The organism is Streptomyces sp. NPDC057623 (assembly GCF_042800355.1).
Lineage (GTDB): Bacteria > Actinomycetota > Actinomycetes > Streptomycetales > Streptomycetaceae > Streptomyces.
In genome coordinates this window covers 21,110-47,953 of record NZ_JBHVGZ010000016.1, presented here as the reverse complement: position 1 = coordinate 47,953, position 26,844 = coordinate 21,110, and the positions used below count along the sequence as shown (strand labels likewise).

Below are 26,844 nucleotides of genomic sequence, written 5' to 3'. Positions count from 1 at the left end.
GTGTGGTCACGCCCCTGTGAGCTTCGCGAACTTCTCTTCGTAGGCCGTCTCTTCCCTCGAACTCAGCGAACGGAAGGCACGGGACTTGGCCTGCATGGCCTTGTCGGGGAGGATCAGCGGGTTGTTCGCCGCGTCCTCGTCGATCTGCGCGAGCTCCTCCTTCACGCCGTCCACGGGACAGACGTAGTTGATGTAGGCGGCGAGCTCGGCGGCGGGCTTCGGCTCGAAGTAGTAGTCGATGAGCCGCTCGGCGTTCGTCTTGTGACGTGCCTTGTTGGGGATCAGCATGTTGTCGCTGGACGTCATGTAGCCGCTGTCCGGGATGAGGAAGTCGATGTCCGGACTGTCGGCCTTGAGCTGTACGACGTCACCGGCCCAGGCGAGACAGGCGGCGAAGTCGCCGCTGGTGAGGTCGGAGGTGTAGTCGTTGCCGGTGAACCGGCGGATCTGCTTGTTGTCGACGGCCTTCTGGAGGCGGGCGATGGCCGCGTCGTAGTCGTCGTCGGTGAACCTGGCCGGGTCCTTGCCCATGTCGAGCAGGGTCATCCCGACGGTGTCGCGCATCTCGGTGAGGAAGCCGACGCGGCCCTTGAGCCTGGGGTTGTCGAGCAGGTCGGAGACCGTCTTCACCTCGACGCCGTCGAGCGCCTTCTTGTTGTAGGCGATGACCGTCGAGATGCCCTGCCAGGGGTAGGAGTACGCCCGTCCCGGGTCCCAGTCGGGGTCGCGGAACTGCTGGGACAGGTTGGTGAAGGCGTGCGGCAGGTTGGACGGGTCGAGTTTCTGCACCCAGCCGAGGCGTATGAGACGCGCGGCGAGCCAGTCGGTGAGGACGATGATGTCGCGTCCGGTGTCCTGGCCCGCGGCGAGCTGCGGCTTGATCTTCCCGAAGAACTCGTTGTTGTCGTTGATGTCCTCGGTGTACTTGACCTTGATGCCGGTCCGCCGGGTGAACTGCTCCAGCGTCGGGTGGTGCTTGCCGGAGTCGTCGACGTCCATGTACTCGGTCCAGTTGGAGAAGCTGACCTGCTTCTCCTTCGCCGAGTGGTCCTCGGCGGACATGCCGCCCTCGGTCTTGCCGGCCGCGGGAATCCCGCAGGCGCTGAGCGTCCCCAGTCCGCCCAGCGCGAGCGCGCCGCCCGTGGAGGCGCGCAGCAGGGAACGGCGGGTCATGGCGGCCCGGCCGTTGCGCAGGCTGCGCCGCATGGCGGCCACCTGGGCCGGGGAGAGGCGGTCGGGCTCGTACTGCTCCATGCGCGTGGTGCCCTTTCGGAGGGAGGGCGGCAGGCCGCGGGTCGGTCGGCCGGCCGCTCCTGTCTGGTCTGACTATCGGTCCCCGAAGACAGTGCGGTGCCAGTCCTTCGCGGCGACCGCGGTGTTGTCGAACATGACGTGCTTGATCTGCGTGTACTCCTCGAACGAGTACGCGGACATGTCCTTGCCGAAGCCGGACGCCTTGTAGCCGCCGTGCGGCATCTCGCTGATGATCGGGATGTGGTCGTTGACCCACACACACCCCGCCTTGATCTCGCGGGTGGCGCGGTTCGCCCGGTAGACGTCGCGGCTCCACGCGGAGGCCGCGAGCCCGTACGGGGTGTCGTTGGCGAGCCGGATCCCCTCGTCGTCGCTGCCGAACGGCAGGACGACCAGGACCGGCCCGAAGATCTCCGACTGGACGATCTCGCTGTCCTGGGGTGCGTCGGCGACGAGAGTGGGCCGGTAGTACGCGCCGTTGCCGAGCTCGCCCTGTGGCGCCTCGCCGCCGGTGACCACGCGCGCGTAGGCACGCGCACGGTCGACGAAACCGGCGACCCGGTCGCGCTGGGCGTGGGAGATCAGCGGCCCGAGATCGGTACCCGGCGCGAACGGATCACCGAGGCGGACGCTCTCCATGAGGGCGCCGGTGCGCTCCACGAAGGCTTCGTACAGCGGTCGCTGCACGTACGCGCGCGTGGCGGCCGTGCAGTCCTGACCGGTGTTGATGAGCGCGCCCGCGACGGCGCCGTGGACGGCGGCTTCGAGGTCGGCGTCGTCGAAGACCACGAAGGGCGCCTTGCCGCCGAGTTCGAGATGGATCCGCTTGACGCTCGCCGTGGCGATCTCGGCGACGCGCTTGCCGACGGCCGTGGACCCGGTGAAGGAGGTCATGGCGACGTCCGGATGCCCGACGAGGTGCTCGCCGGCTTCCCTGCCGGTCCCGGTGATGATGTTGACGACACCGTCCGGGATCCCGGCGTCGGTGGCGGCCTGGGCGAAGAGCAGCGAGGTCAGCGGGGTGAGCTCGGCGGGCTTGAGCACGATGGTGTTGCCCGCGGCGATCGCCGGGAGGACCTTCCAGGCGGCCATCTGGAGCGGGTAGTTCCAGGGGGCGACGGACCCGACGACGCCGATGGGCTCGCGACGGGTGTAGGAGGTGTGGTCGCCGGAGTACTCCCCCGCGGACTGCCCCTGGAGATGCCGGGCGGCACCCGCGAAGAAGGCGGTGTTGTCGATCGTGCCGGGCACGTCGAACTCGCGGGTCAGCTTCAGCGGCTTCCCGCACTGCAGGGACTCGGCGCGGGCGAATTCCTCGGCCCGCTCGGCGAGCACGGCGGCGAAGCGGTGCAGCGCGTCGGAGCGCTCGCCCGGGGTGGCGCCGGCCCAGCCGGGGAAGGCCGCACGCGCGGCGGCGACGGCCGCGTCGACGTCGTCGGGGTGGGCCAGGTCGTAGGTGTACACCTCCTCGCCGGTGGCGGGGTCGACGACGGCATGGGTACGCCCCGAGGTCCCCTTCGCCGGCCGGCCCGCGATGTACTGCGCGCCGTCCGCGAAGCGGTCCTGGGCCGGGAATCGTTCCGGGGTGGCGGTGCCCGGGTTGTGCATGTCGCTCCCTCCGTGCCCCATGAGGGGGCCGGCGTGGCTCAGGCTCGATTTGAGTGCCGATCCTGACAGAGCAGGAAGGCTCCAACAAGTGATTCCGTTGTTGCCTTTTGGTTACGCGACGGAATCTGTCGACCAGGTGTCGAGTTGGCCTTGAAAACCAGGGACGGATTGTCGGTGGCGCCTGTCAGACTCGGGCACATGGCGAAGATCGATTCTTGGGATGTCCTGATCCAGGAGATCCGTGCGGGGACGAGAGTCAAGTATCTGCACTTCTGGGGGCACCGGCCACGTCCGGACGGACAGGTGAGCGCGAGCTGTCTGAGCCAGTGGTGGGCGTCGCCGTTCACCGTGGACGGCGTGTCGTACGCGACGGCCGAGCACTGGATGATGGCCGAGAAGGCACGGCTGTTCGAGGACGCTCAGGCGGAGCGGCGGGTGCTGGCCGCCGGGCATCCGTCGGAGGCGAAGAAGGCCGGGCGGCTGGTGCGGGGGTTCGACGAGGCGCTCTGGCAGCGGGAGCGGTTCCGGATCGTCGTGGAGGGGTCGGTCCACAAGTTCGCCGCGCACGCGGATCTGCGGGGGTTTCTGCTGGGGACCGGGGATCGGGTGCTCGTGGAGGCCAGTCCGGTGGATCGGGTGTGGGGGATCGGGCTGGCCGCGGGGGATGAGGGAGCGGGGGATCCTCAGCGGTGGCGGGGGCCGAACTTGCTGGGGTTCGCGCTGATGGGGGCGCGGGAGCGGTTGCGGGGGTAGGGCTTTCCTCGCCCCCGCCGCCCCTACCCGTCCCATCCCTGGGGGCTGCCGCCCCCAGACCCCCGCTTCGGCCCTTAAAGGGCCTCGTCCTCAAACGCCGGACGGGCTGAAATGCCCAGAGCCCCTTCGGCGTTTGAGGAGCGGGGTCTGGGGCGGAGCCCCAGGAGGACGGGACGGGACGGGTAGGGGCGGCGGGGGCGAGGAAAGGCGGGCGCTCTACGGCGCCACGATCAGCAGCGCCACCATCCCCAGCCCCAGGACCACACCCGCCGCCCCGCAGATGATCCCGGCGAGAGCCTGACCCGGATTCGTCGCCTCGCCCCGCCGCGCCTTGGCCCTTCCGATCGCACCGAAGATCACGCCCAGCACGCCCACCACGATGGCCACCGGCCACAGACAGAAGACCACGGCGGAGATGATCCCCAGCACCAGCCCGGCCGTGCCCATCCCGTTGCTCGGCAGCGCCCGCATCCCGGGCCAGCCGTAGTAGCCCCCGGCCCCCGGCCCCGGCGGGTAGCCGTAGCCCCCCGGACCGGGATAGCCGTACGGCACCGGCCCCGGCCCGTCGGGCCCGATGGGCGGCGGAGGAACGGGTTCACCATGGGCGGCGTAGGGAACGGACGCCGTCGGTGGCGCGAAGGGGTTGGCCGTCGAGCCGTGCGGCGCCGCCGGGTGGTGGCCGACCGACGGGTTCATCCACGGTGGCGGCGCCGCCACCGCGTCCCGCGGCTCGGACGGCACACCGGAGGACGGCATGGAGGCGACGGTCTGCTGATCATGCACGGACGGAGCGGGCCAGGACGGCGGCACGTTCGAGGCGAGGGTGTGTCCGGGCCCTCCCGACGCGGAGGGAGCCCCCTGCGCGCCCGCGACCGGAGGAGCCCACGGATCCGGCTCGCCCAGGGGTGCACCCCTGTCCCCCTTACCCCCCTTGTCCCCCTTGTCCCCCTTGCTCAAGGATGTCATCGGCCGCTGGTCCGACGAGGCGCCCGGCTCCCCAGCCGGCGCCTCCCCCGTTGTTTCCGGCCTGTGCGCGTCGTCGGACATGCCCGGCCCCCCTCTGTCGTACGTGCCGTCATGCTAAGGCCCGGGCATCCCCGGCACGGCTCCGGCATACGATGACCCCGAGTCACCGATCAGCCGATCACCCGCGTCCCGCCGCCCGCGGCGCCGGCCGAGGACGCCGTTCCTGGGGAGGAACCTTGACCGACCGTCTCGTCGACGCCCGCATCCCGCGCGACCTGCACGCCTTCATCGCCGGACTGCCCAAGGCCGAACTGCACGTCCACCACGTCGGCTCCGCCTCCCCCCGCATCGTCGCGGAACTCGCCGCCCGCCACCCCGACTCCAAGGTCCCCACGGACGCCGAGGCCCTGGTCGACTACTTCACGTTCACGGACTTCGCCCACTTCATCGACGTGTACCTGTCCGTCGTGGACCTGATCCGCACGCCGGAGGACGTACGGCTGCTGACCTACGAGGTGGCCCGCGACCTGGCCCGCCAGCAGGTGCGCTACGCCGAGCTGACCATCACCCCCTTCTCCTCCACCCGCCGCGGCATCGAGGCCGGTGCCTTCATGGCCGCCATCGAGGACGCCCGCAAGTCCGCCGAGGCCGAGTTCGGGACCGTGCTGCGCTGGTGCTTCGACATCCCGGGCGAGGCCGGCCTGGAGTCCGCCGAGGAGACCACACGGCTCGCCACCGACGACCGGCTGCGCCCGGAGGGCCTGGTCTCCTTCGGGCTCGGCGGGCCCGAGATCGGCGTACCGAGGCCGCAGTTCAAGCCGTACTTCGACCGCGCGATCGCCGCCGGACTGCACTCGGTGCCGCACGCCGGCGAGACCACCGGACCGGAGACGGTCTGGGACGCCCTCACCCACCTGGGCGCCGAGCGCATCGGTCACGGCACCAGCTCGGCGCGCGACCCGAAGCTGCTCGCGCACCTCGCCGAGCACCGGATCCCGCTGGAGGTGTGCCCGACCTCCAACATCGCCACGCGCGCGGTCCGCACGATCGACGAGCACCCGATCAAGGAGTTCGCGAAGGCCGGCGTCGTCGTCACCGTCAACTCCGACGACCCGCCGATGTTCGGCACCGACCTCAACAACGAGTACGCGGTCGCCGCCCGCCTCCTCGACCTCGACGAGCGTGGCCTGGCCGACCTCGCGAGGAACGCCGTCGACGCGTCCTTCCTCGACGAGCCCGGCAAGGCCCGGATCGCCGCCGAGATCGACACGTACACCACCGACTGGTTCGCCTCCTGAGCCGACCTGAGCCGACCGGCCCCGCCCCCGTCCCCACCGGAAATGGCCTCATGCACAACGTGACCGCCGTCGCCCACCGCGGCGACCCCTACCGCGTCCGCGAGAACACGCTCGCCTCCCTGCGCTCCGCGCTCGAACGGGGCGCGGACGCGGTGGAGATCGACGTACGCCTCACCAAGGACGGCGTGCCGGTGCTGCTGCACGACGAGACGCTGACGCGGCTGTGGGAGCAGGACCGTCCGCTGCTCGCGCTGTCGGCGGCCGAGGTGCGGGGGCTGACGGCGGGCGGGGTGCCCACGCTGGCGGAGGCGCTGGCGGCGTGCGACGGGAGCCGGGTGATGCTCGACCTGCCGGGCACGCCCGACGTGCGGGCGGCGCGCCGGATCGTGGACGTGGTCCGCGAGTGCGGGGCGCAGGATCGCGTGTACTACTGCGCGGGCGCCCCGGCCATGCTCGCCGTCCGCGCCGCCGACCCGGCCGCCGAGATCGCCCTGACCTGGACGACGCTGGCCCCGCCGCGCCCCGGCCTGCTGGCGGCGGTACGCCCGCGGTGGCTCAACTACCGCTTCGGCCTGGTCGACCGCGCCCTCACCGAGCGCGTCCACCGTGGCGGCCACCTGCTGTCCGTCTGGACCCCGGACACCCGACGGTCCCTGCGCCGCCTGCTGGACTTCGGCGTCGACTCGATCACGACGAACCGGATCGACGTCCTCCTCGGCCTGCGTGAGCGCGGCACCCGCGGGCGCCGCGACCGCGGGCGGCCCAGGACCGCTACGGCGGCGACACGCGCGAGCGCTGAGCCACCGTCGCCGGGTCGGCCGGTGTCCCGCGGGTGACGTACTGCGGGACCGGCGCGGTGTCCTCGCCGTTGTCGCGGACCAGGCCGTAGCGGATGGCGCCCTGCGGAGGGCCGTACCGCACGTCCTCGTTCGCCTTGTCCCAGCTGGACGTCATGACGGTCAGGCCGTAGGAGGCGCCGCGCTCGTTCTGGTGGAGGACGACGGTGCCGTCGAGGTAGAAGTACTCGTTCTGCCACATCTGCTGCGTGCCGTCGGGCAGGACCGTGTAGCCGATGTCCGGGCCGCCCATGCCGGTGACGTAACCCCGGTCGGACCCGTCGCCGATGACGTCGTCCATACGGCGGCCGCCGCCGGAGGCGACGTGGAAGATCTCGCCCTTCAGGCCGGTCCAGGTCGGCATGGCCAGCGCGCCCGGCCGGTCGTGCGGTGCGATCTGCCAGCGCACCAGGACGTAGCCCTGTCCGCTCAGCGTCACGCTCTCGCCGCGGTGCTGCATGACGGCCTTCGCGCCCCCGGTGCTGGTGATGCCGGACTCGGGGCGGCGGGGCAGCGCGGCGGGCTCGGCGTTCGGGTCGGGGGCCTGGTCGACGGCGTCGACGACCGTGCCGTACAGCTCGACCTTTCGCGTCCGGGACGGCGACGCCGAGGGTGACGGTGAGGGCGTGGCCGACGGTGACACGGGCGGCGTGGGCGACGGCGGGCGGGCCGTGCTCGCGGCCGTGGGGGCGACCGCGGGCGGCGGCGCGTCCGGGGTCTGGGTGACGACGTACGCGCCGCCCGCGACGATCGTCGCCCCGGCGGTCACCGCCACGGCGGGCTGGGTGAGCGCGGCCATCACCTTCGCGGACCAGCCGACCGAGGTCGCCGTGGCCGCGACCGCCGTCTTGCCGCCGAGGGCCAGGGAGAGGGTGAAGCCGACGGGGACGGGGACGAGCGCGATGCCGACGAGGAGGCGTTCCGCCGGCACGACGGCCTCGTGGGTGTCCCCGCAGTAGCCGCAGCCCCTGATGTGCCGGGCCAGCCGCTTGCGCCAGACCGAGTCGGGGCGGCCGTTCCAGCGGGCGGTGAGGTCGCGCAGGCCGGGGCAGGCGCCGTCCAGTGCCCGTACGATGCCGCGCGCGGTTTCCAGCCGTTCCTTCACCCGCTGGACCCGCACGGCGGCGTGCTGCCGGCTGATCCCGGCCGCGGCGGCCAGTTCGCGCCGGGTCAGCTCGCCCGCGACCTCCAGCCACCACAGCGACAGCAGTTGCCGGTCCTCGTCGTCCAGCCAGCGCACCGCCTCGGCGACCTCGCGCCGCTGCCCCTCCAGCTGGAGCCGCAGCACGGTGAGTTCGGCGAAGTCGGTGGCCTCGCGCGCGGCCGACTCGTCCAGTGGGGCGGTCTGCCTGCGGCGCGCCCGGTCCCGTATCTGCCGCATGGCGATCGCGACGAGCCAGGAGCGGAAGCTGTCCGGGTCCCGTAGCGAGCCGAGGTTGTCGACGGCGCGCAGCATGGTCTCCTGGACGACGTCGTCGACGTCGGCATGGCCGTTCAGGGCCCGCCCGACCACGTTGTAGACCAGCGGCAGCCACCCCTCGACCAGCTCGTCCAGCGCCTGCCGGTCACCGGCCTGCGCCGCCGCGATGGTGGAGCGCCACTGCCTGCGGGCTCCCTCGTCCACGTGCGTCCTCTCCCAGGTCATTCGCTGCCCGTACGCACCTTCTCAGCCTGACCAGCACTGTTGGCTATATCGGAGATCACATTCCGCTTGCGGTGCGGACGAGTCGTGGGGAGGGGCACGGGGAGGTCTCCCGGGTGTGGGGACGGGGGGACGCGAGTGGAGACGCGGTGAAGGGGGCGGCGATAACACTTTTTCGCCCCGTAAGGGCGAACCCTCACAACACCCTTGTCCTGTACGGCACTTGCTCCGGGCTGCACCAGGGTGCGGGCCCTCCTCGCCGACGATTCGGCCGGGCCCGTCCCGCCCTGACGATGATCACGACATCTCGTCGACCTCAGGAGCAGCAGATGCCCGTACGCCCGCTTCCCGCCCTCCTCACCTCCGCGCTCGCCCTGACGCTGACCGCACTGCCGCTGGCCGGGACGGCGTCCGCGCAGTCCGCGCGGCCCGTGTCGTCGTCGTGCGACGCGCGGGCGATCGAGGCTTCCCCGGCGGACGGCCCCGACGTCGAGGCCCTGTGCGCGGCACTCGCCGGACTGCCCGACCAGGACGCGACGGCCGCGCTGATCCGCGTGGGCGGCAAGGGGAGCTGGCACGGGGTGGCCGGAGTGCGGGACATGCGAACCGGTGCGCCCGCGCTGGAGAACGCCCGCTTCCGGGCCGGTTCGACGACGAAGATCGTGACGTCGGCGATCGTGCTCCAGCTCGCCGCCGAGGGGCGGATCTCCCTCGACGGAACCGTGCAGCGGTACCTGCCCGGCCTGCTCACGAAGGACTTCGCGCCCATCACCGTCCGGCAGCTGCTGAACTTCACCAGCGGCCTCCAGCCGGGCGCCTCCCTCGGCGAGGACGTCGACGACGGCTACGAGCACCGCTTCGAGACGCTGACCCCCGAGGAGGTGGTGGCCGCGTCGGTCGCCAAGGGCCCCGACCCCGAGCACGCGCCCGGCGAGCACCAGCGGTACGGCAACATCCACTACACCGTGCTGGGCATGCTGATCGAGAAGGTCACCGGCGACTCCTACGCCCACCAGGCGTCCGCGCGGATCCTCCGTCCGCTCGGCATGCGGCACACCTCGTTCCCGGCCGGCCCGGACCCGCGTATCCACGGCCCGCACAACCGCGGATACGACTGGATCGACGGCAAGCTGGTCGACGTGACCGAGTGGAACATGTCCGACCGGTTCGCGGCCGGCGACATGATCTCGACGACAAGAGACCTGGAGCGGCTGCTGTTCGCGCTGTTCCGCGGGCAGGTCGTGCCCGAGCCGCAGCTGAAGGAGATCTTCACGGTCCCGGACGTCGACGGGGCCACCATGGGTGCCGGGCTCCAGCGTTTCGAGCTGAACGGCAAGGTCATCTGGGCCAAGACGGGCGCCCGCCCCGGCTATCACACCGTCGTCGCGGCCACCCGTGACCTGTCCCGCACGGTGGTCTACTCGGTCAACTCCACCGACGCGAAGGGCGACGGCCTGGCCATCGCCCAGCGCTTCGCCTTCCCGGCGTTCAACCGCTGACGGGCACCGCGGCCGGGGGCGCCGGCGGCGGCGTCAGCGCCTCCAGCCGCTTGATCTTCCGTCGAACGGCATACAGCGGGATCACTCCGAAGACGCCGAAGGACATGTCGATCACCGACCACCAGAAGGGGATGTCGCGGATCGGCCCGCAGACGAGGGCGAGCGGGACGATGCCCGCGCAGGCGATCATCCCGAACTCGACGACCCAGATGTTGCGGACCGGGTCGCGGTAGGGGCCGTAGAAGGCGACGGCGATGACGAGATGTGCGAAGGCCAGCCAGTCCGTGCCGTAGAGGAGGAAGGGGTGGTCGGCGTCGGCGGCGTCCAGCCCGCGCCGGACCCGCTCGATCCTGTCCATGAGGCCCGGCAGGTGCTCCGGCGCGGACAGGGCGCGCAACAGGTCCTCGGTCCAGCGCAGTTCATGGACCAGGGGGAAGGCCGTGGCGCCGCTGAGCACGAGGCAGACGACGAAGAAGACCAGCCAGACGCGGATGCCCTTGAGCAGGGCGGCTCTGTCGCTCATGGGGTCAGCGTACGCCCATTCTTGAACGTGTTCAAAAAACTCCCCTCGCTTCCGCCCCCGCCCGCCCTGACCTCGGTTGTCCAGCCGGAGCCCGACCAGCCCTACGATGTCCGCGGCGAACGGAGGAATCATGGCCCTGGACTTGAGCGGGCGGGCCTACCGCGCACAGCGGTGGGCGGCGCGGACGGCGTTGGCCGCCGCGGGGCTCGCGGTACTGGTGCCGCTCGCGTACGGCGGCGTCGGCGGGGTCGTCCTGCTGGTGGCCGGGGCGGCGGGCCTGGGCCTCAGCGCGATCGCGGTGTGGTGGACGCTGACCCTGCGCGGCCCGTTGCGCTGGGCGGCCGCCGTCCTCGCCGTGGCCCTCCCCGCCGCCCTCGTCGCCCTGTTCGCGGCCACTCTGTTCTGGGCGCTGCTGGCGTCCGTCGCGCTGTGGGCGCTGGCCGTCTGGAGCGGCCGCTACGCGCTGCGGGGGACGGGCAGCTCCCGGGTCCGGGTGATGCGGGAGCGCAAGGCGTCGCCGCCGCGGCGGCCGTACCTGATCATGAACCCGCGCTCGGGCGGCGGGAAGGTGGTCCGCTTCGCGCTCCAGGAGAAGGCCGAGCGCCTCGGCGCCCGCGTCGTCCTGCTCGATCCCGACGAGCACCAGGACGTCACCGCCCTGGCCCGCAAGGCCGTGGACGAGGGCGCCGACCTGCTGGGCGTGGCGGGCGGTGACGGCACCCAGGCACTGGTCGCGGCCGTCGCCGCCGCGTACGACATCCCGTTCCTGGTGATCAGCGCCGGCACCCGCAACCACTTCGCCATGGACCTCGGCCTCGACCGCGAGGACCCCTCCACCTGCCTCGACGCGCTCACCGACGGCGTGGAACTCCGTGTCGACCTCGGCTACGCGGGCGGCCGGGCCTTCGTCAACAACGCGTCCTTCGGGGCGTACGCGGCCATCGTGCAGAGCCCCGGCTACCGCGACGACAAGATCGGCACCAGCCTGGAGCTGCTGCCCGACCTGCTCACCCGTCAGCAGGGCCCGCGACTGACCGCCCGCGCGGCGGACAGGACCCTCGACGCTCCGCATGCCCTGCTGGTCAGCAACAACCCCTACCGCACGGACGACCCGTTCGGCCTCGGCCGCCGGGACCGCCTCGACGCGGCGGTCCTCGGCGTCCTCGGCATCCGGGTCGACAACGCGGCCGAGGCCGCCGGTCTGCTCCTCGACCCCGCACCGGGTGGCCTCACCATCCTGACCGCGCCCGAGGTGGTCATCGAGGCCGACCGCCCGGAGATCGAGGCCGGCATCGACGGCGAGGCCCTCGTCCTGCCGGCCCCGGTCCACTGCCGCATCGCCCCCGGCGTCCTGCGCGTCCGCGTCCCCCGCAGACGCCCGGGCACCCCGCAGCCCGTTCCCCGCATGGACTGGCGGCGGCTGCGCAAGCTGGCGGCGACGGTGGGGCGGACGGCCGCGGTGCATCACCGGCACCGGATGTGACCGGGAGCGGTAGTTGGCACTAGGCAACGCTCGTGACCTGCACTGATGCCAACTAGCTTCGGCGTCCGGAGGAACAGAATCAGAGACATGGTTGGCACTTTGGTACAGCGCAGGTCAGGAGAGGTGTCATCGCAACCGAGCACCGGTCCAGCCCTTGGAGCCATCCGCTTCTCCCCGCCCTGGATTCCGTCGCACCAGAGCCCTTCCGCGACGAAGACCGGATAATCGCGCGCCAGGAACCCCTCGCGGAGCGGGAGTTGGCTGATTCGCTGCGCACCACCCGCCGAAAATATAGGCACACGTGTTCCATTTTTTTGGGGGGGGGGCTGGGTACAGGACAGCTGACGGATGATTGGATGCCAGTACCACGTGGTGCGGCGAGTCATTGAGGAAACTGCAGAGTTTCGCTGTGCCCTCAGGGATAGGGCTCGGTTCAACGACATGGAACCCGACCACGGGGTGCGACCGCGTCTCCAAGGGGTGCGACAACTGCTACGCGCTGACCCTGGCGAAACGGCTGAAGGCGATGGGGTCGGCGAAGTACCAGGCCGACGGTGACCCACGGACCTCCGGTCCAGGGTTCGGACTGACGCTCCACCCAGACGCACTGGACGTGCCGTACGGATGGAAGAGCCCGCGGACGGTGTTCGTGAACTCGATGAGCGACCTGTTCCACGCTCGCGTCCCGCTCGACTACGTACGCCGAGTCTTCAACGTGATTGCCGACACCCCGCAGCACACTTATCAGGTGCTCACCAAACGCGCACGGCGGCTTCGGCAGGTCTCCGACCGGCTGGAGTGGCCGGAGAACCTGTGGATGGGTGTCTCTGTGGAAAGCGTGAACGAGCTGCCGCGTGTCGATGACCTACGGCAAGTCCCCGCCGCGGTCCGTTTCCTGTCGTGCGAGCCGTTGCTGGGGCGGCTGGACGGCCTGGATCTGGCGGACATCCACTGGGTCATCGCCGGCGGCGAGTCCGGCCCCGGGTTCCGGCCGTTGGAAGAGGAGTGGATCACCCACATCCGCGACACCTGCCTGGATGCCGGGGTCGCGTTCTACTTCAAGCAGTGGGGCGGGCGTACGCCGAAGGCGTCCGGGCGCGTGCTCGGGGACCGGACCTGGGATGAAATGCCGCTGCCCGTCACAGCGTGATCTGCGCCTGGCGGGCGACGGCTCGGGGCGGACGCCTTGGTCAACTCTGCGTCGGCGGTAGCACCATCAGTTCACGGGTCCTGTCGCCACCGACGCCGGTGGTCGGCGTCCCGCCTTCCCCGTACAGGTACTTGACGGCTTTGCGAGCGACCGGTTCAGTAACCTGACCGTAGTAGTCTCCGAACAGTTCCAGCGTGTGGTCGACGAGCTTCACGGGGCGTCCCCGCTGCAACAGCCGCGCAAGGTTGGCCGCCATCACGGCAACGGCTTCCTTTTCCACTACAGCAGGGTCCGGGCGCAGCACCGAGGCCGCAGAGAACAGGGCATCAGGGTCTTTCTGCTCCTCCTGCAGTTCCAGCGTCTTCCACCATTCGGCACGGGCCCGGGCGACCGCGTCGCCGAACACTCACAGGCCGTACGGGCTACGAGTCGCGAAGACCAGGTGATAAACGGGTTTCCACGTCGGTGTTTGGCGACGGGCACCGAGTGGACAAACATGCCGGTGCGCTGCTTCAGCCGGCGGGCATACTCGGCAGCCACTGTCTCCGCAGCGTCCTCCTCGGCGCCGCCGCCGGTGAAGTGGTCCCGCCACCATCGGCCGCCGCAGACAGCATCGAAGCGCTCCAGGCTTTTCTCGTTGCCCTTGGGCGAGCGAACGTGGCCGCCGAGGCGGCGCACCGCCATCATGCTGAAGTTCATCAGCAGCTCGGTCGCCGGACGGCGCTGGGGACGACGACGGGCCAGCGCATCAGCCAACCGTTCCATCGGCAGACAGAGCCCGCATGGGTCCAGGAAGAGGAACAGGGGCACCCCCGTGGCACGCGACACGACGTCGTCCAGGACGTCGTCGACCTCACCCTGGTGAGCGTGGGCCTCCACGCCGCGTGCCTGGTATCCGCGCATGACCCCCAACAACCGCTCGAACGACTTGGCCTGCTGCTCCACGAAGAAGCACGACAGGTTCAGACCACGCGAGCGATAGTAGGAGGCGACCCGCAGCACAATCTCCGCGGATCCCGGCTCCCCGCTCTCGTACCGGCCCTCACCTGGCGTAGCCGTCGAGATACACCACACGCCGGTCTTGAGCCTGGGCGCCGGTCATGCCATCGAACGGTGGTATGTAGCGGCGCAGCAAGTCGTGCTTGAACACGCTGGGCAGGGCTTTGCCCTGCCAGTAGGACCCAGCTGTCCCCGTCGACATGATCCCCCAGCCTGTTAGCGGACCACTACATGCCGTTACGCACAGTGAGCCACTGGCCCATCCCGGACAAGAGGGCCATGGACAGCCCAATCCCACCTCGCGAAGATGCGAGGCCAGATCCCAAGGGCTCTCGTGTCGCCTACGGGCGCACGCCGCCGGTCGTCGAGAAGCGCGTGCGAATCTCACCGATCCCTTCGATACGGCTGACCAGTTCGTCGTCGGGAGTGAGGTACCGAGGCGGATTCATCCGGTTTCCGACGCCCGCCGGTGTGCCCGTGAAGATCAGGTCACCGGGAAGGAGCGGACAGACGGCGGAGATCCGGGCGACGAGCACCGGCACGGAGAAGATCATTTCCTTGGTGCGGGACCGCTGTACGACGGTTCCCGACACCGAGCAGGAGATCTCCAGATCGTCAGGGTCGGCGAGCTCGTCGGTCGTCACCAGGGCCGGGCCGGTGGGCCCGAAGCCGGGGAACGACTTGCCCAGGCTGAACTGCGGTGGCGTGCCGAGCATCTGTACGGCCCGTTCGGACAGGTCCTGTCCGACGGTCAGGCCGGCCACGTGCGCCCAGGCTTCCTCCTGAGGGATCCGGTGGCCGGCCGTGCCGATCACCGCGACGAGTTCGACTTCCCAGTCGACCTTCTCGCCCGGCAGCTCGACGACCGCGTCCGGACCCGTGACGCAGGTGGGGAACTTGGTGAAGACCAGGGGGTCGTCGGGGGGCCGGTAGCCGGCCTCCGCCGCGTGCGGCGGATAGTTCAGCGCGACGGCGAATACCTGCCGGGGCCGGGGCACCGGCGGGCCGAGGCGGTGTACCTCGACCGGCTCGCCGGCGTCGGGAGCGGGGACGTACGCCGAGACCCAGGCGGTGAACTCCGCCCAGCGTTCGAAGACGGTCATCGGGTCGCTCTCGAAGCGTCCCTCGCTCGCCGCGGCCACGTCGACGGCGCGGCCGTTGTGCAGCAGTGCGAGCCTGTCGCCCACCGTGACAAGCCTCACGGGTACACCTCCGTAGTGGTCGCGGGGCCGGTCACCAGGTGACCTTGGGCGGAGCGGGCTGCCCGTAGGCGTCCTTCCAGGAGACGATCGGGGAGCGCAGCATGCCCACTCCCTCGATCTCCGCCTCGACCACATCACCGGGCCGCAGGTAGTAGTCCTCGGCGTCCGGGCGGAAGCCGGCGACGCCGGACACGGTGCCCGTGGTGATCAGGTCTCCGGCGCTGTAGCCCTGAGGCGAGTGGTAGGCGACCAGCTCGGGGATGCTCACGATCATGCGGCTGGTGTTGGAGCTCTGCCGTACCTCCCCGTTGACCCTCAGCTCCATCTTCAGGTTGTGGGGGTCGGGGATCTCGTCAGCCGTGACGATGTACGGGCCGAGCGGACAGAAGGTGTCGATGGCCTTGCAGTACGAGAAGACTCCCGAGGCCATCTCCTTGCGCTGGATGTCGCGCGCGGTGATGTCGTTGAAGACGACGTATCCCGCGATGTGGTCGACCGCCTCCTCGGCGGTGAAGAACTTGCCCGGCTTGCCGATCACGATGGCGAGTTCGAGCTCGTAGTCGAGTTCGGATGTCAGGTGCTCCGGATAGACGACGGGTTCGTCCGGTCCCACGATCGCGTCGACGTTCTGGAAGAACACGATCCCCTTGTGGATCGGATGCGACCAGCCCACCTGCTTCGACTCGTCCTCGTGCTCACGGAAGTTGCCCGAGGTGTGGAAGAACTTCTTCGGCACGATCGGCGCCCGCAGTCGTACGTCCGCGCCCGCGAAGGTCCGGCCGGTCGGCTCCGCGCCGCCCCGCTCGAAGTACTCGCGGGTGCTGGGCACATCCAGTTCGACGACCGTCTCCCCGTCGAGGCTGCCGACGAGCCCTGATTCCGTACCGACGTCAAAGGTGATCAGCTTCACCACGTTCTCCTTGTTCTTGACACCTGGTGAGAAGTTCTCGTTGTCCGGTGGAAAATCGCCGCACTGGGCGAGGTGCCGTGCGCTCAGGCACCGACCATGTTGAAGCCGCCGTCGGCGATGATCAGTCCGCCCGTGATGTGGGCGGCGTCCTCGCTCGCCAGGAACAGGGCGGTACCCGCGAGTTCCTCGGGGGCCGGGATGTGGCCGAGCGGCGTCATGGAGATGAGCTTGTCCCGGCGCCCGGACTGCCAGTCGGCACGGCCGCGGGTCATCTCGGTCTCCATGAACCCGGGAGCGAACACGTTCACCCGGACCGTGGGCGCGAAGGCCGCGGCGTAGGACTTCGTGAGACCGACGATGGCGTACTTCGAGGCGGCGTACTGCGGGGCCCGCGCGCTGCCGCGCACGATCACCGTGGAGCCGATGTTCACGATGGAGCCGTGTCCCTGGTCGAGCATGCGCGCGCCGAATTCGTGGGTGCACAGCAGGGTGCCCTTGATGTCGACGTCGAGCACCCGGTCCAGGGTCTCGGGGGTGAGGTCGCGCCAGGACATCTGCTCGGACGCCACGTCCCCGACGTTGTTGACCAGTACGTCGACCACCCCGAACTGCTCGAAGGCCTGCTCGGTGAGCGACCGTACGCCGTCCCAGGTGCTGATGTCGGCCTGGATGATGACCGCCTCGCGGCCATGGGCACGGACCCGCTCCGCGGTCGACTCGGCACCGGCCTTGGAGGAGTTGTAGTGCACGGCGACATCGGCCCCCTCCCGGGCCGCGCGCTCGGCGATCGCCGCGCCGAACCCCGTGCCGGCACCGGTCACCACGATCTTCTTGCCGGTGAATCGGCCGGACGGCTGAGTTCCCTCGATCATTCGAACTGCCTTTCTCGATCTGTGCCGAAGCGGGTTTCTCTAGACGAGCGTGCGTCCACCGTCCACGTAGAGCACCTGGCCCGTGACGAAGGAGGCCAGCGGTGAGGCCAGGAACAGCGTGGGGCCGACGACCTCCGAGGGGGTTCCCAACCGGCCCGCGGGTACCAGAGATGTCAGGTCCTCCCGCACCCCGGGCCGGTTGAGGTATTCGGTGGTCAGCGCCGTCTCTATGTAGCCGGGCGCGACCGCGTTGACGCCCACTCCGTCTGCGGCCCACTCGTGCGCCATCACCCGCATCAGCTGGTTGATGCCGCCCTTGGACGCCGCGTACGGCCCGTGCTTGGCGTGGGCGAGCAGGCCGGACACCGAGGAGACGAAGACGAGCCTGCCGTGGCGCTGCCCGCTCATCACCCTGCCCACCGCCTGCCCCAGCCAGTAAGCGCTCGACAGATTGACCGTCAGCACCTGGTCCCACTCCTCGTCGGAGAAGTCGAGCACCGGCTGACGGTTGTTGACACCGACGGCATGAACGAACGAGTCCAGACCCCCGAGTACGGCGACCGCCTTGTCGACCGCGGACCGGCAGTCCGCCGCCCGGCTCAGATCCGCGGTGACCACTCCGCCGCCGGCTTCGGTGAGGCCGAGCTCGGCGTCCAGCGCGGTGAGCCGCTGTTCACTGAGGTCCGAGACGACCACCTGAGCTCCGGCCTCGCTGAATCCCGCCGCGCAGGCGGAGCCGAGGCCACCCGCACCGGCGATCAGAACCCTGCTTCCTTCTAGCCCCAGCGACCGACTCATTCGACCTGGCTTTCATTGAATGAAATCAACTTTCGAATTCATCGTGACCGTAACCTGTGAGGCAGATTGGAGGCAAGAGCCACGGCGCGGTTTGCTTCGGGTGAGGCTTGCGTGAGAGTCGGTCAGGGCGCTAACTTTCAATGAGTGAAAGTAGTCTTCATAAAGCGAGAACGGGGCGACAGTGGCCGAGCATGACCGCGCGAAGTACCGCATCGAGGCGCTCGCCAAGGGGTTGCGCGTGCTCGCGATGTTCTCGGAGCGCAGACCGGCACTGCGCGTGAGCGACCTCGTCGAGCAGACAGGGATCCCGATGGGCTCCCTGTTCCGGATCGTCGCAACGCTCGAGTCCGAGGGATACCTGGAGCAACTGCCGGACGGCCGCTACCGCCCCGACTCGAAGGTACTCACCCTGGGCTTCGCCGCACTCCAGGGCCTCGATCTGGTGCAGACCGCGACGGGTCCACTGCAGACCCTGTCGGACAATACCGGTGAAACGGTCAACCTGGGAGTGCTGTCGGGCGACCAGGTGCTGTACCTCGTGCGGCTGCGGAACTCCGAACTGGTGACGGCGAACATCCAGGTCGGCTCGACATTGCCCGCGGTGTACGCCTCCATGGGCAAAGTGCTGCTGGCCTACCTCGACGGCGGACAGCTCGACGCACTCCTCCGGCCGGAGTCCTTCGTCGAAGGAGCGGGCCCGCATGCCGTGCGCTCCCGTACCGCCCTCGACCAACAGCTGGCACTGATCCGGGAACGCGGGTACGCGCTCCAGGACCAGGAAGTCGCACACGGGCTGCGGTCCATCGCCGCGCCGGTGCGCGACCAGAGCGGCAAGGTGGTGGCATCCGTCAACGTGGCCGTCCAGGCAGTCGGCTACGACGTCGAGCGCCTGCTCAACGAGTTCAAGCAACCCCTGCTGGACACCTGCGCGGAGATCTCGCTGCGCCTTGGGCACCGCGCGGGTGTGGCCCTGTGAGCCGGATCGCGAGACTGCGGCCAACGGATCTCACTCCGGAGCAGAGCGCGCTGTACCAGGAGATCACCGGCGGTCCAAGGGCAGCGGGCCCGCAGACGTTCGCCCTGACCGACGCCGACGGCGGGCTGGAGGGCCCCTTCAACGCGATGCTGCTGCACCCCGAGGTCGGCCATGCGCTGCAACAACTCGGCAGCGCATTGCGATACCGCGGAACGCTGTCGGACCGGGCCCGCGAACTCGCGATCCTCATCGTCGCGGCCGACTGGCAGAGCCGGTTCGAGCAGTACGCGCACGAGCGTGTGGGTCGCCGAGCAGGCCTCACCGACCAGGAGATGGGCGCCGTCCGCGACGGTATCGAGCCGACCCTCGACGACCCCGAGGAAGTTGCGGTGGTGCGCGTCACCCGGCTGCTGCTGAAGAGGCACGGCCTCACGGACGAGCAGTACGCGGAGGCGGTGGCAGCCCTCACTCCGCCGCAACTCTTCGAGCTCACCGCGCTGGTCGGCTACTACGGCACGCTGGCCCTCCAGATGCGGGTATTCGGAGTCGATTGACGCGGGGGAGGAAGCCGGATGTGAGGCAATGACCGAAACGGCCCTACCGGCGGCCCTCCACGACAGGCGTCAGGCGTCGTCGCAGTCCCGGCAGATGGGTGCCCTCCCTCCGCGCGCGGCCACCTGACTGCGGTGATGGACGAGGAAGCAGGAGGCGCAGATGAATTCGTCCTCCGTGGCGGGCAGTACCTGGATGGCCAGTTCCTCCTTGGAGAGGTCGGCGCCAGGCAGTTCAAGGCCCTCGATCTCGAACTCGTTGATGTCGAGGGCGGTAGTGGTCTTGGGGTCGCGCCCTGTCTTGAACTCGTCGAGGTCGTCGGAGTTGACGCCGTCGTTGCGAGGGGCGTCGAAGTCGGTTGCCATGCCACCTTCTCTGTCTGTGCTCTTCATGTGCTCGTGCCACGTGCGGCGCGAGGTCCTGCGCTGACGTCGAATCCGTACCGGCGGATGGACCGTCAGGCGGGTTGGTCGGTGATCGTGCAGAGCCGCTTGGCGGCGCGGGTCAGGGCGACGTACAGGTCCCGCTCCCCGCCGGGGCGGGCGGCGATGATCTCCTGCGGGCTCACCACGAGAACCCCGTCGAACTCCAGCCCGCGTGCCTCGGACGCCGGCACGAGGCGTGCGTACTGCGTGATACCCGCGGCCGTCAGCTCGCTCAGCCGTGTGTCCGCGCAGATGACCCCGAGCAGTTCGCCGGGGTGCGCGGCGCTCTGGTCCTTGAGTTCCGTGACCACGGAGGCGACGAGCGCGTCCAGCGGCGTGCTCACGGTCCGGGGGGCCTCGCCACTGCGCAGGGACCGGGTCAGTACCTGGCCCGGAGCGATCCGCGCGAGAAGATCCTTGGTCGTCTCCAGGATCTCCTGGGTGGTGCGGTAACTGATGGTCAGGTTGTGGAGGTTGAACCGCGGGCCGACATGCGGGCTCAGTGCCTCCTTCCAGTCGCGGGCCGTGGCGACCGGGCTCGACTGGGCGAAGTCGCCCACCAGTGTCATCGCCCTTGCCGGGCAGCGCCTTACGATCATCCGCCATTGCATGGCGGTCAGTTCCTGCGCCTCGTCGACGACTACGTGCCCGTAGGTCCGCTCGGGCGGGCCCTCGATCAGGCTCGCGGCCTCGTCCAGCAGCGCCACATCGGCGTCGGTCCACGGGGCGTCCGGCTCACGCAGCAGGCCGGCCCGCTCGTCGTCGGTGAGCAGCGGCAACTGCGCGGCGAGAGCCTCCGGATCCGCCAGCAGAGCCCGAACGAGATCGCCGGGTACCAGGCACGGCCACAGCGTCTCCACGAGGCGGTCGACATGGGCGTCGTCCAGGAGGCCGGCCCGGACGGCCTCCGCGTCGAACTCGTCGGCCGGTCCCGAGGCGGCGCCGTCGCGGTCCGAGTGGTAGTCGACGCCGGTCATGCGGTCGAGGTTCCGGCGAGTCAACTGGGCGACCTCGGCGTCGATCTGCTCCAGGATGTCGCCCATGCTGCGCTCCAGCGCATCGGTGACGGCGTCGACCAGCAGCTCCTTGAACACCTGGCGCGCGGGGTTGTGCCCCAGCCCGGTCGCCACGGCAGCGTCGCGTGCCGAGGCGACGACCTCGTGCGGCAGCCGCATCAGTTCGTGCCCGACCCGCACGGTGAAGTCGCCGTCCGGGGCCTGCCTCAGGCGCACCATGTCACCCAGCGCGTCGGCCAGTGCGGTGCCGCCCTTGAGCCGCGCCACGTCGAAGGGCTCCGCGGCGTCCGGGAACACTCCGGCCAGTTCCTGACAGGTGGCCAGGACGACGTCGTTCTCGCCGAGCGAAGGCAGGACCTGGGAGATGTAGTCGAGGAACCGCGCGTTCGGGCCGACCACCAGGACGCCCTGCGCGGCGGCGCGCGGGAAGGCGTAGAGGACGTACGCCGCCCGGTGCAGGGCGACCACCGTCTTGCCGGTGCCGGGGCCGCCCTGCACCACGGTCACCCCGCGGTGCGCGGAGCGCACGATGTCGTCCTGCTCGGACTGCAACGTCGCGACGGCCGCCTGCATCCGCCCCGTCCGCCGCGCCGACAGGGCCTCCGTCAACGGGCCGTCACCGACGACGTCCTCGGCCGTCGGGGCAGTCCCGTCCAGGACTTCGTCACTGACCGAGACCACCGTGCGCTCTTCCAGGCGCAGATGCCTGCGGCGTCGCAGCCCCATGGGGTGGACGGGGGTCGCCTCGTAGAAGGGACGTGCCGCAGTCGCGCGCCAGTCCACCAGCAGGGGCAGATCGTCGTCCTGCCTCTGCAGGCCGATCCGTCCGACACGGAGCGTGGTGCCGTCCGTCCAGTCGACCCGGCCGAAGACCAGCCCGTTCTCGGCCCCCCGCAGGCGGCCGATCTCCTTGGTGAGCCGTTCGGTGGCGATCTCTCGTTCGTGCGCCTCACCGGCGCTCTCGGGCCGGGCCTTGAGTACCGCCGCCTGGCTCGCGAGTGCTTCCGAAAGCCGCTCGGTGAGCAGCTCGTACAACGTGGAGACGTGGGTTCGTTCCAGATCGACCTGGCGTACAGCGGGGTCGTGCTCCTGTGACAACAGGGGGCTCCTCTCGGGTCGAGCACCCACTATGAGGAGGAAATTTCTTGAAAGTAAGTCTTGACTTACTTGAGAAGATCATCACCCGATGGACGCAAATGCTCCCTGACCTGGGGAGATGCGAATTCGCCGACACCGTCGGCCAGTTGAGACTCAATACACAGCCGCAAACGCACCCTCGCACGCTCGTCGTGATGGTAAGTCCAACGACTTGCCATCACGGCGGGCGCGAGATTACAGTCAAACAGTAAGTCCATCGACTTACCTCCTATCTCGGCAAAGACCCAGCACTATGAATCGTCTTGCGGGCAAGCACGCCCTCATCACCGGTGGCACGAGCGGGATCGGCCTGGAGACCGCACAGCGGTTCCTCGCGGAAGGGGCTCGTGTACTGGTCACGGGGGTCACTCCCGACAGCATCGAGAAGGCCCGGAAGATCCTCGGCGAGGAGGTGCCCGTCGTGCGGGCGGACGCCCGCGACCTCGACGCGCAGCGTGATCTGGTGGAGCAGGTGGGCAGGCACTTCGGGCGGCTGGACGTGGTGTTCCTCAACGCCGGCGTCTCGGACTGGCGGCCCTTCGAGGCTCACACGGAGGACAGTTTCGACCAGCTCTTCGACACCAACGTCAAGGGCGTCTTCTTCCTCACACAGGCCCTGCTGCCAGTCCTGGCGAACCCGTCGTCAGTGATCATCAACTCGTCCAACAGCGCACACGGCGGCTACGGAATGGCCAACGCCTACGCCGCCACCAAGGCGGCCGTGTCGTCGCTGATGCAGTCGTGGAACGCGGACCTGCTGGCCTCGCACGGCATCCGGTTCAACGCCATCAGCCCGGGCCCGGTGGACACCCCTCTCTACTCGTCCGCCAAGCTCGGGATCGAGGACCAGGCACAGCGTGCCGTCCTCCTGGAGAACATCGCCTCCCACGTCCCGCTCGGGCGCATGGGCAGGCCCGAGGAGATCGCGGAGGCCGTGGTGTACCTCGCCTCCGACGCCGCCGCGTTCACCGTCGGCCAGGACTTGGTCCTGGACGGAGGCCAGACGATTCTCTGACGTGGCAGGATGCCTCAGTGGTCGGGAGAGAGGCAGGAAGATGACGGGCGTAGACCGTGACCAGGCGAACGCTTGTGGAGAAACACCTCCGACCGGCTACCACGCGCGGGTCAAGGCGGAGAACCGGGCACGCATCATCAGCGCCGCCCGCGACCTGTTCCTGGCCCACGGCTACGACAAGACCTCCCTGGCCCAGATCGCCAGGGAGGCGGGCGTCTCCACCGGCACCCTGTTCAAGCGGTACCAGTCCAAGTCCGCTCTGTTCTCGGCCGTCACCTGCGAGCAGTGGCAGTTGCCCGTGGAGTACGCCGAGGCACCCGCGCCCGGCGACCCCCACCACGGCCTCACTCACATCGGCTGCGACTACGCCTGCCTCCTCGCCAGGCCCGGCACCGCCGCCCTGTGCCGCCTGGTCATCACCGAACTGCCACGCCTGCCCGAACTCGCCGACTCCGTCGGCACCGGCTTCGCCATCGACCGCGGACCGTTCTTCGACCGGCTGCGCCAGTACCTCGAAGCCGAGGAACAAGCGGGCACCCTCGACTTCCGATCAGCCGAAGGCCACACGCAGCCGGCCTCTGCCGTGGCCGAACAGTTCCTCGCCCTGATCTGCGGCCAGCTCCTGTGGCCACAACTCGTACGCGACGACTTCGTTCCGCCCGACCCCGTCCATGGCACCGTCGTAAAAGAAGCCGTCGCCTTCATGCTTGACCGCTACGCGACCAACCCCTGGCGTGCGGCCCGCTGATCGTTGTAAGCGACATCGCCGAGCAGGCTGTGTGGCCAGGGGACCTCTGCCCTGCTCGGTGCGGCCTTCGGCCTGGACCTGCCGGTGAACTCGGCTACGCGTGCTGCCTACTGTCCCGCCTGGACGCCTCGACGGCACCGCCAGCCGACACTTGCTATGACGTACACGGCTTCGCGGACACAGCGACCAACACCGGCACACCATGGCCGGCCAGCGCACCCTGCACCCTCAGTGGACCCCCTGGGGCTGCGCCCGTATCCGGCAGGTATGCGATCCATCACCTGTGGGCCCAGATCGGAAATGGCCTACCCGAAGGCGGATCCGTTGCTCAGCGCGTCGAGCAGGCGGTCCGCGTCGAAGGGAACGGGCAGGGCGCGATCGCCCAGGTCGACAGGGGTCTGCGAGTGGGTGGGGTTGACGCGAACAAGGCGTGTGCCGGGGATGTGGCGGGTCAGGTGTTCGCCGGGGGTGCGGATGACGCCGGGGGTGTTGAATCCGGCTCCGAACTCCAGGATCAGCAGCCTGGAGGCCGGCTCGGCGGCGTTTAGCCACTCCTGAAGCCTGGCGCCTGCGGGCAGGTAGGGGTCGTCGATGAATTCGGGCCCTATACGTACGTTGATCTCCACGTCCTCACCGCAGTTGGGGCAGTGGGGAAGCACGGCCGGGTCGGTGATCTCGCCGGTGGCGGGGTCGTACGCGGCGAGCAGGGTTTCGACCAGGGGGCGGCTGTCCCAGGTGATGCGGCTGCAAGGGACGGTGCACTGGTAGCGGCCGTAGTCGCCCTGGGGGGTGAAGACGCGGTCCGGGTCGAAGCCGTTGCGGGCGAAGAGAGCGTCGACGTTCGAGGTCATCACCCAGTGCTCCTTCTCCCCCACGACGTTGCGCAGCTGCTGGTAGAGGGGGTTGGGGGCGGGTGAGTAGCGGATGTCGTCGATGTGGACGGCCCAGTAGGCCCACCACAGGGCGGGCGGGAGCTGGACGCCGACGATGTAGCGGGAGCGCAGGCCCATCCGATACAGGGCGGGGAAGAGTTCCTGGAGGCGGGTGGTGTCGCCGTAGTCGTATCCGGCGGCGGCGCTGAGTCCGGCGCCCGCGGTGATCAGGACGCGGTCGGCCTCGGCCAGCCAGGTGCGGACGGTGTCGGCGGCTGCCGGGCCGGGGTCCGGGACGGCATGGGGGGTGTTCATCGCGGGGCGGTTCCTTCGGGGGCGGATCAGGTCAGTGCGTGCAGGTAGGTGGCGTGGTCGTCGTCCTCGTACACGTTGAGGACCACGCGGTCGAGGGCGGTGGGGTGGGTGTGGAGCCAGTCGGCCACGGTGTCCAAGGCGATGCGGGTGGCCGGGGCCTTGGGGAAGCCGAAGACGCCGGTGCTGATGGAACAGAAGGCCACGGTGCGGATGCCGCCCGTTTCGGCCGCGAGATCGAGGCAGGCCCGGTAGGAGGAGGCCAAGGCCCGCTCGTGCTCGGGGTGCAGGGGGCCGTCGACGATGGGGCCGACGGTGTGCAGGACATAGCGGGCGGGCAGCCGATGCCCTCGGGTGATCTTGGCGGTGCCGGTGGGTTCCGGGTGGCCCTGCAGTTCCATGATCGTGTGGCAGTCATCGCGCAGGCGGGGGCCAGCGGCGCTGTGGATGGCGTTGTCGATGCAGGGGTGCAGGGGGACGAAGCAGCCGAGCAGTGCGCTGTTGGCGGCGTTCACGATCGCGTCGGCGGCGAGGGTGGTGATGTCGCCCTGCCACAGCACGGTTCGGTCGGCCGCCGGGTAGGAGGTCTCGGGCAGTTGCTCGGCGAGCAGGGGCAGGTGTCCCGGGTCGGTGCCCGTCCGGGTGAGGCGTTCGCCGTCGAGGAGGGCGTCGAGTGCCCGGGCCGCCTCGGCGGGCAGGGGTCCGGGTGGTCGTACGGTCAGGATGGTGCGCAGCAGTAGCCGGGCCCGGGTGTCGTCCACCTGTTCCAGGTCTGTCGTGGTGAGACCGAGGTGTGCGACGGCCGGGTCGTCGGCGAGCAGCCGCAGTGCAGTACGGGTCAGGGTGGTGAGTTCGCCGGGTGGGGCGGGTTCGGCGAGTGGCCGGGACACGGAGTCCAGGGCGACAGCGTCGCGGTAGGCGTTCAGGGGGAGGAAGCCGGTGGGCATGGCGGGGGTCAGCCGATCTTCACGGCGAGCATGGAGATCGAGCCGCCGCCGTCGTAGCCGTCGACCGGGAAGGTGACCGGTTCGGTGATGCCCTCGTCGTGGCGGCACTGGGCGATGACGTAGAGGAACGGCAGGTAGTGCTCGGGGGTGGGGACGGCGAGTTGACCGTCCTCGCCGCAGTCCTCGTAATCGATCAGCTCGTCCACCTGTCCGGCGGGGACAGCTTGGCGGATGCGCTGGTTGAAACGGACGCCCCAGTCGAAGAGTTCGTCGCGGGTCAGGCCCCAGGCGTAGGTGTGCAGGTTGTGCACGACATTGCCGGAGCCGAGGACCAGTACGCCTTCGTCGCGCAGCGGGCGCAGGCGCCTGGCGAGTTCGTAGTGGTGGCGCGGGGTGAGGTTCTCGTCGACGGAGAGCTGGACGACGGGGATGTCGGCCTCGGGGTACATGTGGACCAGCAGTGACCAGGTGCCGTGGTCCAGGCCCCACCGCTGATCGGCGGCGACGGCCGGGTTCGGGCCGAGGAGTTCGGTGACCCGGCGGCACAGCTCCTCCGAGCCGGGGGCCGGGTACTGCACCTGGTGGAGGGCGGGCGGGAATCCGCCGAAGTCGTGGATGGTGCGCGGTTGTGCGGCGGTGGTGACCCGGACGCCGGGAACGTACCAGTGGGCGGAGATCGACAGGATCGCCTTGGGGCGGGGCATGGAGCGGGCCAGATCGGTCCAGCCCTGGGTCCACTCGTTGTCCTCGAGTGCGTTCATGGGGCTGCCGTGGCCGAGGAAGACGGCCGGCATCGTGGCGGAGGGAGCTGCGTTCACGGGGGTTCCTCGGGTACGGGGTCCGGGACCCCCTCCCGCGTGTCTCCCCACGCCCCCAACGGGGCCCGAACCCTCTCACCCCCCCCACTTCCACCCCCCCCCCCCGCCCCCCCCCACCTCCTTTTGAGCGAGACTCCCACCACCTAGATCGACACCGCTCTCTTCGTCGGCGGCGTCGGATGTGTATGGGAGGCAGGTCTTGCCGGCCGCGGCGGCGTCGGGACTGTAGGTGT

The 26,844-nt window shown here is 69.8% G+C and carries 26 protein-coding genes; 10 read left to right on the top strand and 16 right to left on the bottom strand.

The features are described from left to right. Positions 1–6: 6 nt before the first annotated feature. Together ACFU95_RS18795 and ACFU95_RS18790 are read right to left on the bottom strand one after the other, a co-directional pair. A complete protein-coding gene (locus ACFU95_RS18795) occupies positions 7–1,254 on the bottom strand; it encodes a PotD/PotF family extracellular solute-binding protein (protein WP_383828573.1) in 1,248 nt (415 codons plus the stop codon). A 72-nt stretch (positions 1,255–1,326) separates the two neighbouring features. Beyond that, a complete protein-coding gene (locus tag ACFU95_RS18790; protein WP_383828571.1) occupies positions 1,327–2,862 on the bottom strand; it encodes a gamma-aminobutyraldehyde dehydrogenase in 1,536 nt (511 codons plus the stop codon). A gap of 198 nt (positions 2,863–3,060) precedes the next feature. Here ACFU95_RS18790 and ACFU95_RS18785 point away from each other — a divergent pair, with 198 nt between their 5' ends. Further along, positions 3,061–3,615: an NADAR family protein gene (locus ACFU95_RS18785; RefSeq protein ID WP_383828569.1), complete on the top strand. Its 555-nt coding sequence runs from the start codon at positions 3,061–3,063 to the stop codon at positions 3,613–3,615. A gap of 216 nt (positions 3,616–3,831) precedes the next feature. Here ACFU95_RS18785 and ACFU95_RS18780 read toward each other — a convergent pair whose 3' ends face one another. Beyond that, entirely contained in the window at positions 3,832–4,398 is a 567-nt protein-coding gene (locus ACFU95_RS18780; RefSeq protein ID WP_383828567.1) for a DUF4190 domain-containing protein, read from the bottom strand. A gap of 419 nt (positions 4,399–4,817) precedes the next feature. On the opposite strand from ACFU95_RS18780, the gene ACFU95_RS18775 reads away from it, so the two are divergent. Together ACFU95_RS18775 and ACFU95_RS18770 are read left to right on the top strand one after the other, a co-directional pair. Beyond that, entirely contained in the window at positions 4,818–5,879 is a 1,062-nt protein-coding gene (locus ACFU95_RS18775) for an adenosine deaminase (RefSeq protein WP_383828565.1), read from the top strand. A gap of 50 nt (positions 5,880–5,929) precedes the next feature. After that, positions 5,930–6,715, top strand: a complete 786-nt coding sequence (locus tag ACFU95_RS18770) for a glycerophosphodiester phosphodiesterase (protein ID WP_383828563.1) — start codon at positions 5,930–5,932, stop codon at positions 6,713–6,715. On the opposite strand, the gene ACFU95_RS18765 is transcribed toward ACFU95_RS18770, so the two are convergent. Continuing rightward, positions 6,651–8,360, bottom strand: a complete 1,710-nt coding sequence (locus tag ACFU95_RS18765) for a sigma-70 family RNA polymerase sigma factor (RefSeq protein ID WP_383828561.1) — start codon at positions 8,358–8,360, stop codon at positions 6,651–6,653. The two genes, ACFU95_RS18770 and ACFU95_RS18765, sit on opposite strands and share 65 nt — an antisense overlap. 326 nt (positions 8,361–8,686) lie before the next feature. Between ACFU95_RS18765 and ACFU95_RS18760 the strand changes: the two genes are divergently transcribed. Continuing rightward, the gene (locus ACFU95_RS18760) at positions 8,687–9,856 is read left to right on the top strand and encodes a serine hydrolase domain-containing protein (RefSeq protein WP_383828559.1); all 1,170 of its coding nucleotides are present in this window, start codon (positions 8,687–8,689) and stop codon (positions 9,854–9,856) included. On the opposite strand, the gene ACFU95_RS18755 is transcribed toward ACFU95_RS18760, so the two are convergent. Next, entirely contained in the window at positions 9,846–10,379 is a 534-nt protein-coding gene (locus ACFU95_RS18755; protein ID WP_383828557.1) for a hypothetical protein, read from the bottom strand. The genes ACFU95_RS18760 and ACFU95_RS18755 overlap by 11 nt on opposite strands. Positions 10,380–10,509: 130 nt before the next feature. On the opposite strand from ACFU95_RS18755, the gene ACFU95_RS18750 reads away from it, so the two are divergent. Then, a complete protein-coding gene (locus ACFU95_RS18750; protein WP_383828555.1) occupies positions 10,510–11,862 on the top strand; it encodes a diacylglycerol/lipid kinase family protein in 1,353 nt (450 codons plus the stop codon). A gap of 409 nt (positions 11,863–12,271) precedes the next feature. After that, on the top strand, positions 12,272–13,012 hold the full coding sequence (locus ACFU95_RS18745; protein WP_383828553.1) for a DUF5131 family protein: 741 nt from the start codon (positions 12,272–12,274) through the stop codon (positions 13,010–13,012). 40 nt (positions 13,013–13,052) lie between these two features. Here the strand turns inward: ACFU95_RS18745 and ACFU95_RS18740 are convergent, their stop codons facing one another. The 6 genes from ACFU95_RS18740 to ACFU95_RS18715 form a co-directional block, all read right to left on the bottom strand. Continuing rightward, complete coding sequence (locus ACFU95_RS18740) at positions 13,053–13,292, bottom strand: hypothetical protein (protein ID WP_383828551.1); 240 nt, start codon at positions 13,290–13,292, stop codon at positions 13,053–13,055. Beyond that, on the bottom strand, positions 13,292–14,014 hold the full coding sequence (gene tcmP / locus ACFU95_RS18735) for a three-Cys-motif partner protein TcmP (protein ID WP_383828549.1): 723 nt from the start codon (positions 14,012–14,014) through the stop codon (positions 13,292–13,294). Before tcmP ends, ACFU95_RS18740 begins: the two co-directional genes overlap by 1 nt. Positions 14,015–14,352: 338 nt before the next feature. Next, positions 14,353–15,213, bottom strand: coding sequence for a fumarylacetoacetate hydrolase family protein (locus ACFU95_RS18730; protein ID WP_383828547.1), 861 nt, complete (start codon positions 15,211–15,213; stop codon positions 14,353–14,355). Positions 15,214–15,244: 31 nt separating this feature from the next. Next, positions 15,245–16,123, bottom strand: a complete 879-nt coding sequence (locus tag ACFU95_RS18725) for a fumarylacetoacetate hydrolase family protein (RefSeq protein WP_383828546.1) — start codon at positions 16,121–16,123, stop codon at positions 15,245–15,247. Positions 16,124–16,206: 83 nt separating this feature from the next. Then, positions 16,207–16,995 (bottom strand): SDR family NAD(P)-dependent oxidoreductase, encoded by a 789-nt coding sequence (locus ACFU95_RS18720; protein WP_383828544.1) that lies wholly within the window; start codon positions 16,993–16,995, stop codon positions 16,207–16,209. 39 nt (positions 16,996–17,034) lie between these two features. Then, positions 17,035–17,793: an SDR family NAD(P)-dependent oxidoreductase gene (locus ACFU95_RS18715; protein ID WP_383828542.1), complete on the bottom strand. Its 759-nt coding sequence runs from the start codon at positions 17,791–17,793 to the stop codon at positions 17,035–17,037. A gap of 181 nt (positions 17,794–17,974) precedes the next feature. On the opposite strand from ACFU95_RS18715, the gene ACFU95_RS18710 reads away from it, so the two are divergent. Both ACFU95_RS18710 and ACFU95_RS18705 read left to right on the top strand, forming a co-directional pair. After that, the gene (locus tag ACFU95_RS18710; protein WP_383828541.1) at positions 17,975–18,769 is read left to right on the top strand and encodes an IclR family transcriptional regulator; all 795 of its coding nucleotides are present in this window, start codon (positions 17,975–17,977) and stop codon (positions 18,767–18,769) included. Continuing rightward, on the top strand, positions 18,766–19,323 hold the full coding sequence (locus ACFU95_RS18705) for a carboxymuconolactone decarboxylase family protein (RefSeq protein WP_383828539.1): 558 nt from the start codon (positions 18,766–18,768) through the stop codon (positions 19,321–19,323). Before ACFU95_RS18710 ends, ACFU95_RS18705 begins: the two co-directional genes overlap by 4 nt. Before the next feature lie 69 nt (positions 19,324–19,392). Here the strand turns inward: ACFU95_RS18705 and ACFU95_RS18700 are convergent, their stop codons facing one another. Both ACFU95_RS18700 and ACFU95_RS18695 read right to left on the bottom strand, forming a co-directional pair. Then, positions 19,393–19,686 carry a DUF4193 domain-containing protein gene (locus tag ACFU95_RS18700; RefSeq protein WP_383828537.1) on the bottom strand — a complete coding sequence of 98 codons (294 nt, stop codon included), beginning with the start codon at positions 19,684–19,686 and terminating at the stop codon, positions 19,393–19,395. A 92-nt stretch (positions 19,687–19,778) separates the two neighbouring features. Further along, entirely contained in the window at positions 19,779–21,860 is a 2,082-nt protein-coding gene (locus tag ACFU95_RS18695; RefSeq protein ID WP_383828535.1) for a HelD family protein, read from the bottom strand. Positions 21,861–22,152: 292 nt separating this feature from the next. Here ACFU95_RS18695 and ACFU95_RS18690 point away from each other — a divergent pair, with 292 nt between their 5' ends. Together ACFU95_RS18690 and ACFU95_RS18685 are read left to right on the top strand one after the other, a co-directional pair. Then, complete coding sequence (locus ACFU95_RS18690) at positions 22,153–22,914, top strand: SDR family oxidoreductase (protein WP_383828533.1); 762 nt, start codon at positions 22,153–22,155, stop codon at positions 22,912–22,914. A gap of 40 nt (positions 22,915–22,954) precedes the next feature. Continuing rightward, the gene (locus ACFU95_RS18685) at positions 22,955–23,662 is read left to right on the top strand and encodes a TetR/AcrR family transcriptional regulator (RefSeq protein ID WP_383828531.1); all 708 of its coding nucleotides are present in this window, start codon (positions 22,955–22,957) and stop codon (positions 23,660–23,662) included. A gap of 305 nt (positions 23,663–23,967) precedes the next feature. Here the strand turns inward: ACFU95_RS18685 and ACFU95_RS18680 are convergent, their stop codons facing one another. The 3 genes from ACFU95_RS18680 to ygiD are packed head-to-tail and all read right to left on the bottom strand — an operon-like array spanning position 23,968 to position 26,611. After that, positions 23,968–24,849, bottom strand: coding sequence for an NAD-dependent protein deacetylase of SIR2 family (locus ACFU95_RS18680; protein WP_383828529.1), 882 nt, complete (start codon positions 24,847–24,849; stop codon positions 23,968–23,970). 26 nt (positions 24,850–24,875) lie between these two features. After that, on the bottom strand, positions 24,876–25,793 hold the full coding sequence (locus ACFU95_RS18675; RefSeq protein WP_383828527.1) for a protein-ADP-ribose hydrolase: 918 nt from the start codon (positions 25,791–25,793) through the stop codon (positions 24,876–24,878). 8 nt (positions 25,794–25,801) lie between these two features. Next, complete coding sequence (ygiD, locus tag ACFU95_RS18670; protein WP_383828525.1) at positions 25,802–26,611, bottom strand: 4,5-DOPA dioxygenase extradiol; 810 nt, start codon at positions 26,609–26,611, stop codon at positions 25,802–25,804. Positions 26,612–26,844: the final 233 nt, after the last annotated feature.

Bases quoted from the DNA above. Each gene is read 5' to 3' on its own strand.
- ACFU95_RS18795 (WP_383828573.1), bottom strand. From the start codon at position 1,254: ATGGAGCAGTACGAGCCCGACCGCCTCTCCCCGGCCCAGGTGGCCGCC.
- ACFU95_RS18790 (WP_383828571.1), bottom strand. From the start codon at position 2,862: ATGCACAACCCGGGCACCGCCACCCCGGAACGATTCCCGGCCCAGGAC.
- ACFU95_RS18785 (WP_383828569.1), top strand. From the start codon at position 3,061: ATGGCGAAGATCGATTCTTGGGATGTCCTGATCCAGGAGATCCGTGCG.
- ACFU95_RS18770 (WP_383828563.1), top strand. From the start codon at position 5,930: ATGCACAACGTGACCGCCGTCGCCCACCGCGGCGACCCCTACCGCGTC.
- ACFU95_RS18765 (WP_383828561.1), bottom strand. From the start codon at position 8,360: ATGACCTGGGAGAGGACGCACGTGGACGAGGGAGCCCGCAGGCAGTGG.
- ACFU95_RS18760 (WP_383828559.1), top strand. From the start codon at position 8,687: ATGCCCGTACGCCCGCTTCCCGCCCTCCTCACCTCCGCGCTCGCCCTG.
- ACFU95_RS18755 (WP_383828557.1), bottom strand. From the start codon at position 10,379: ATGAGCGACAGAGCCGCCCTGCTCAAGGGCATCCGCGTCTGGCTGGTC.
- ACFU95_RS18750 (WP_383828555.1), top strand. From the start codon at position 10,510: ATGGCCCTGGACTTGAGCGGGCGGGCCTACCGCGCACAGCGGTGGGCG.
- ACFU95_RS18720 (WP_383828544.1), bottom strand. From the start codon at position 16,995: ATGATCGAGGGAACTCAGCCGTCCGGCCGATTCACCGGCAAGAAGATC.
- ACFU95_RS18715 (WP_383828542.1), bottom strand. From the start codon at position 17,793: ATGAGTCGGTCGCTGGGGCTAGAAGGAAGCAGGGTTCTGATCGCCGGT.
- ACFU95_RS18700 (WP_383828537.1), bottom strand. From the start codon at position 19,686: ATGGCAACCGACTTCGACGCCCCTCGCAACGACGGCGTCAACTCCGAC.
- ACFU95_RS18690 (WP_383828533.1), top strand. From the start codon at position 22,153: ATGAATCGTCTTGCGGGCAAGCACGCCCTCATCACCGGTGGCACGAGC.
- ACFU95_RS18685 (WP_383828531.1), top strand. From the start codon at position 22,955: ATGACGGGCGTAGACCGTGACCAGGCGAACGCTTGTGGAGAAACACCT.
- ACFU95_RS18680 (WP_383828529.1), bottom strand. From the start codon at position 24,849: ATGAACACCCCCCATGCCGTCCCGGACCCCGGCCCGGCAGCCGCCGAC.
- ACFU95_RS18675 (WP_383828527.1), bottom strand. From the start codon at position 25,793: ATGCCCACCGGCTTCCTCCCCCTGAACGCCTACCGCGACGCTGTCGCC.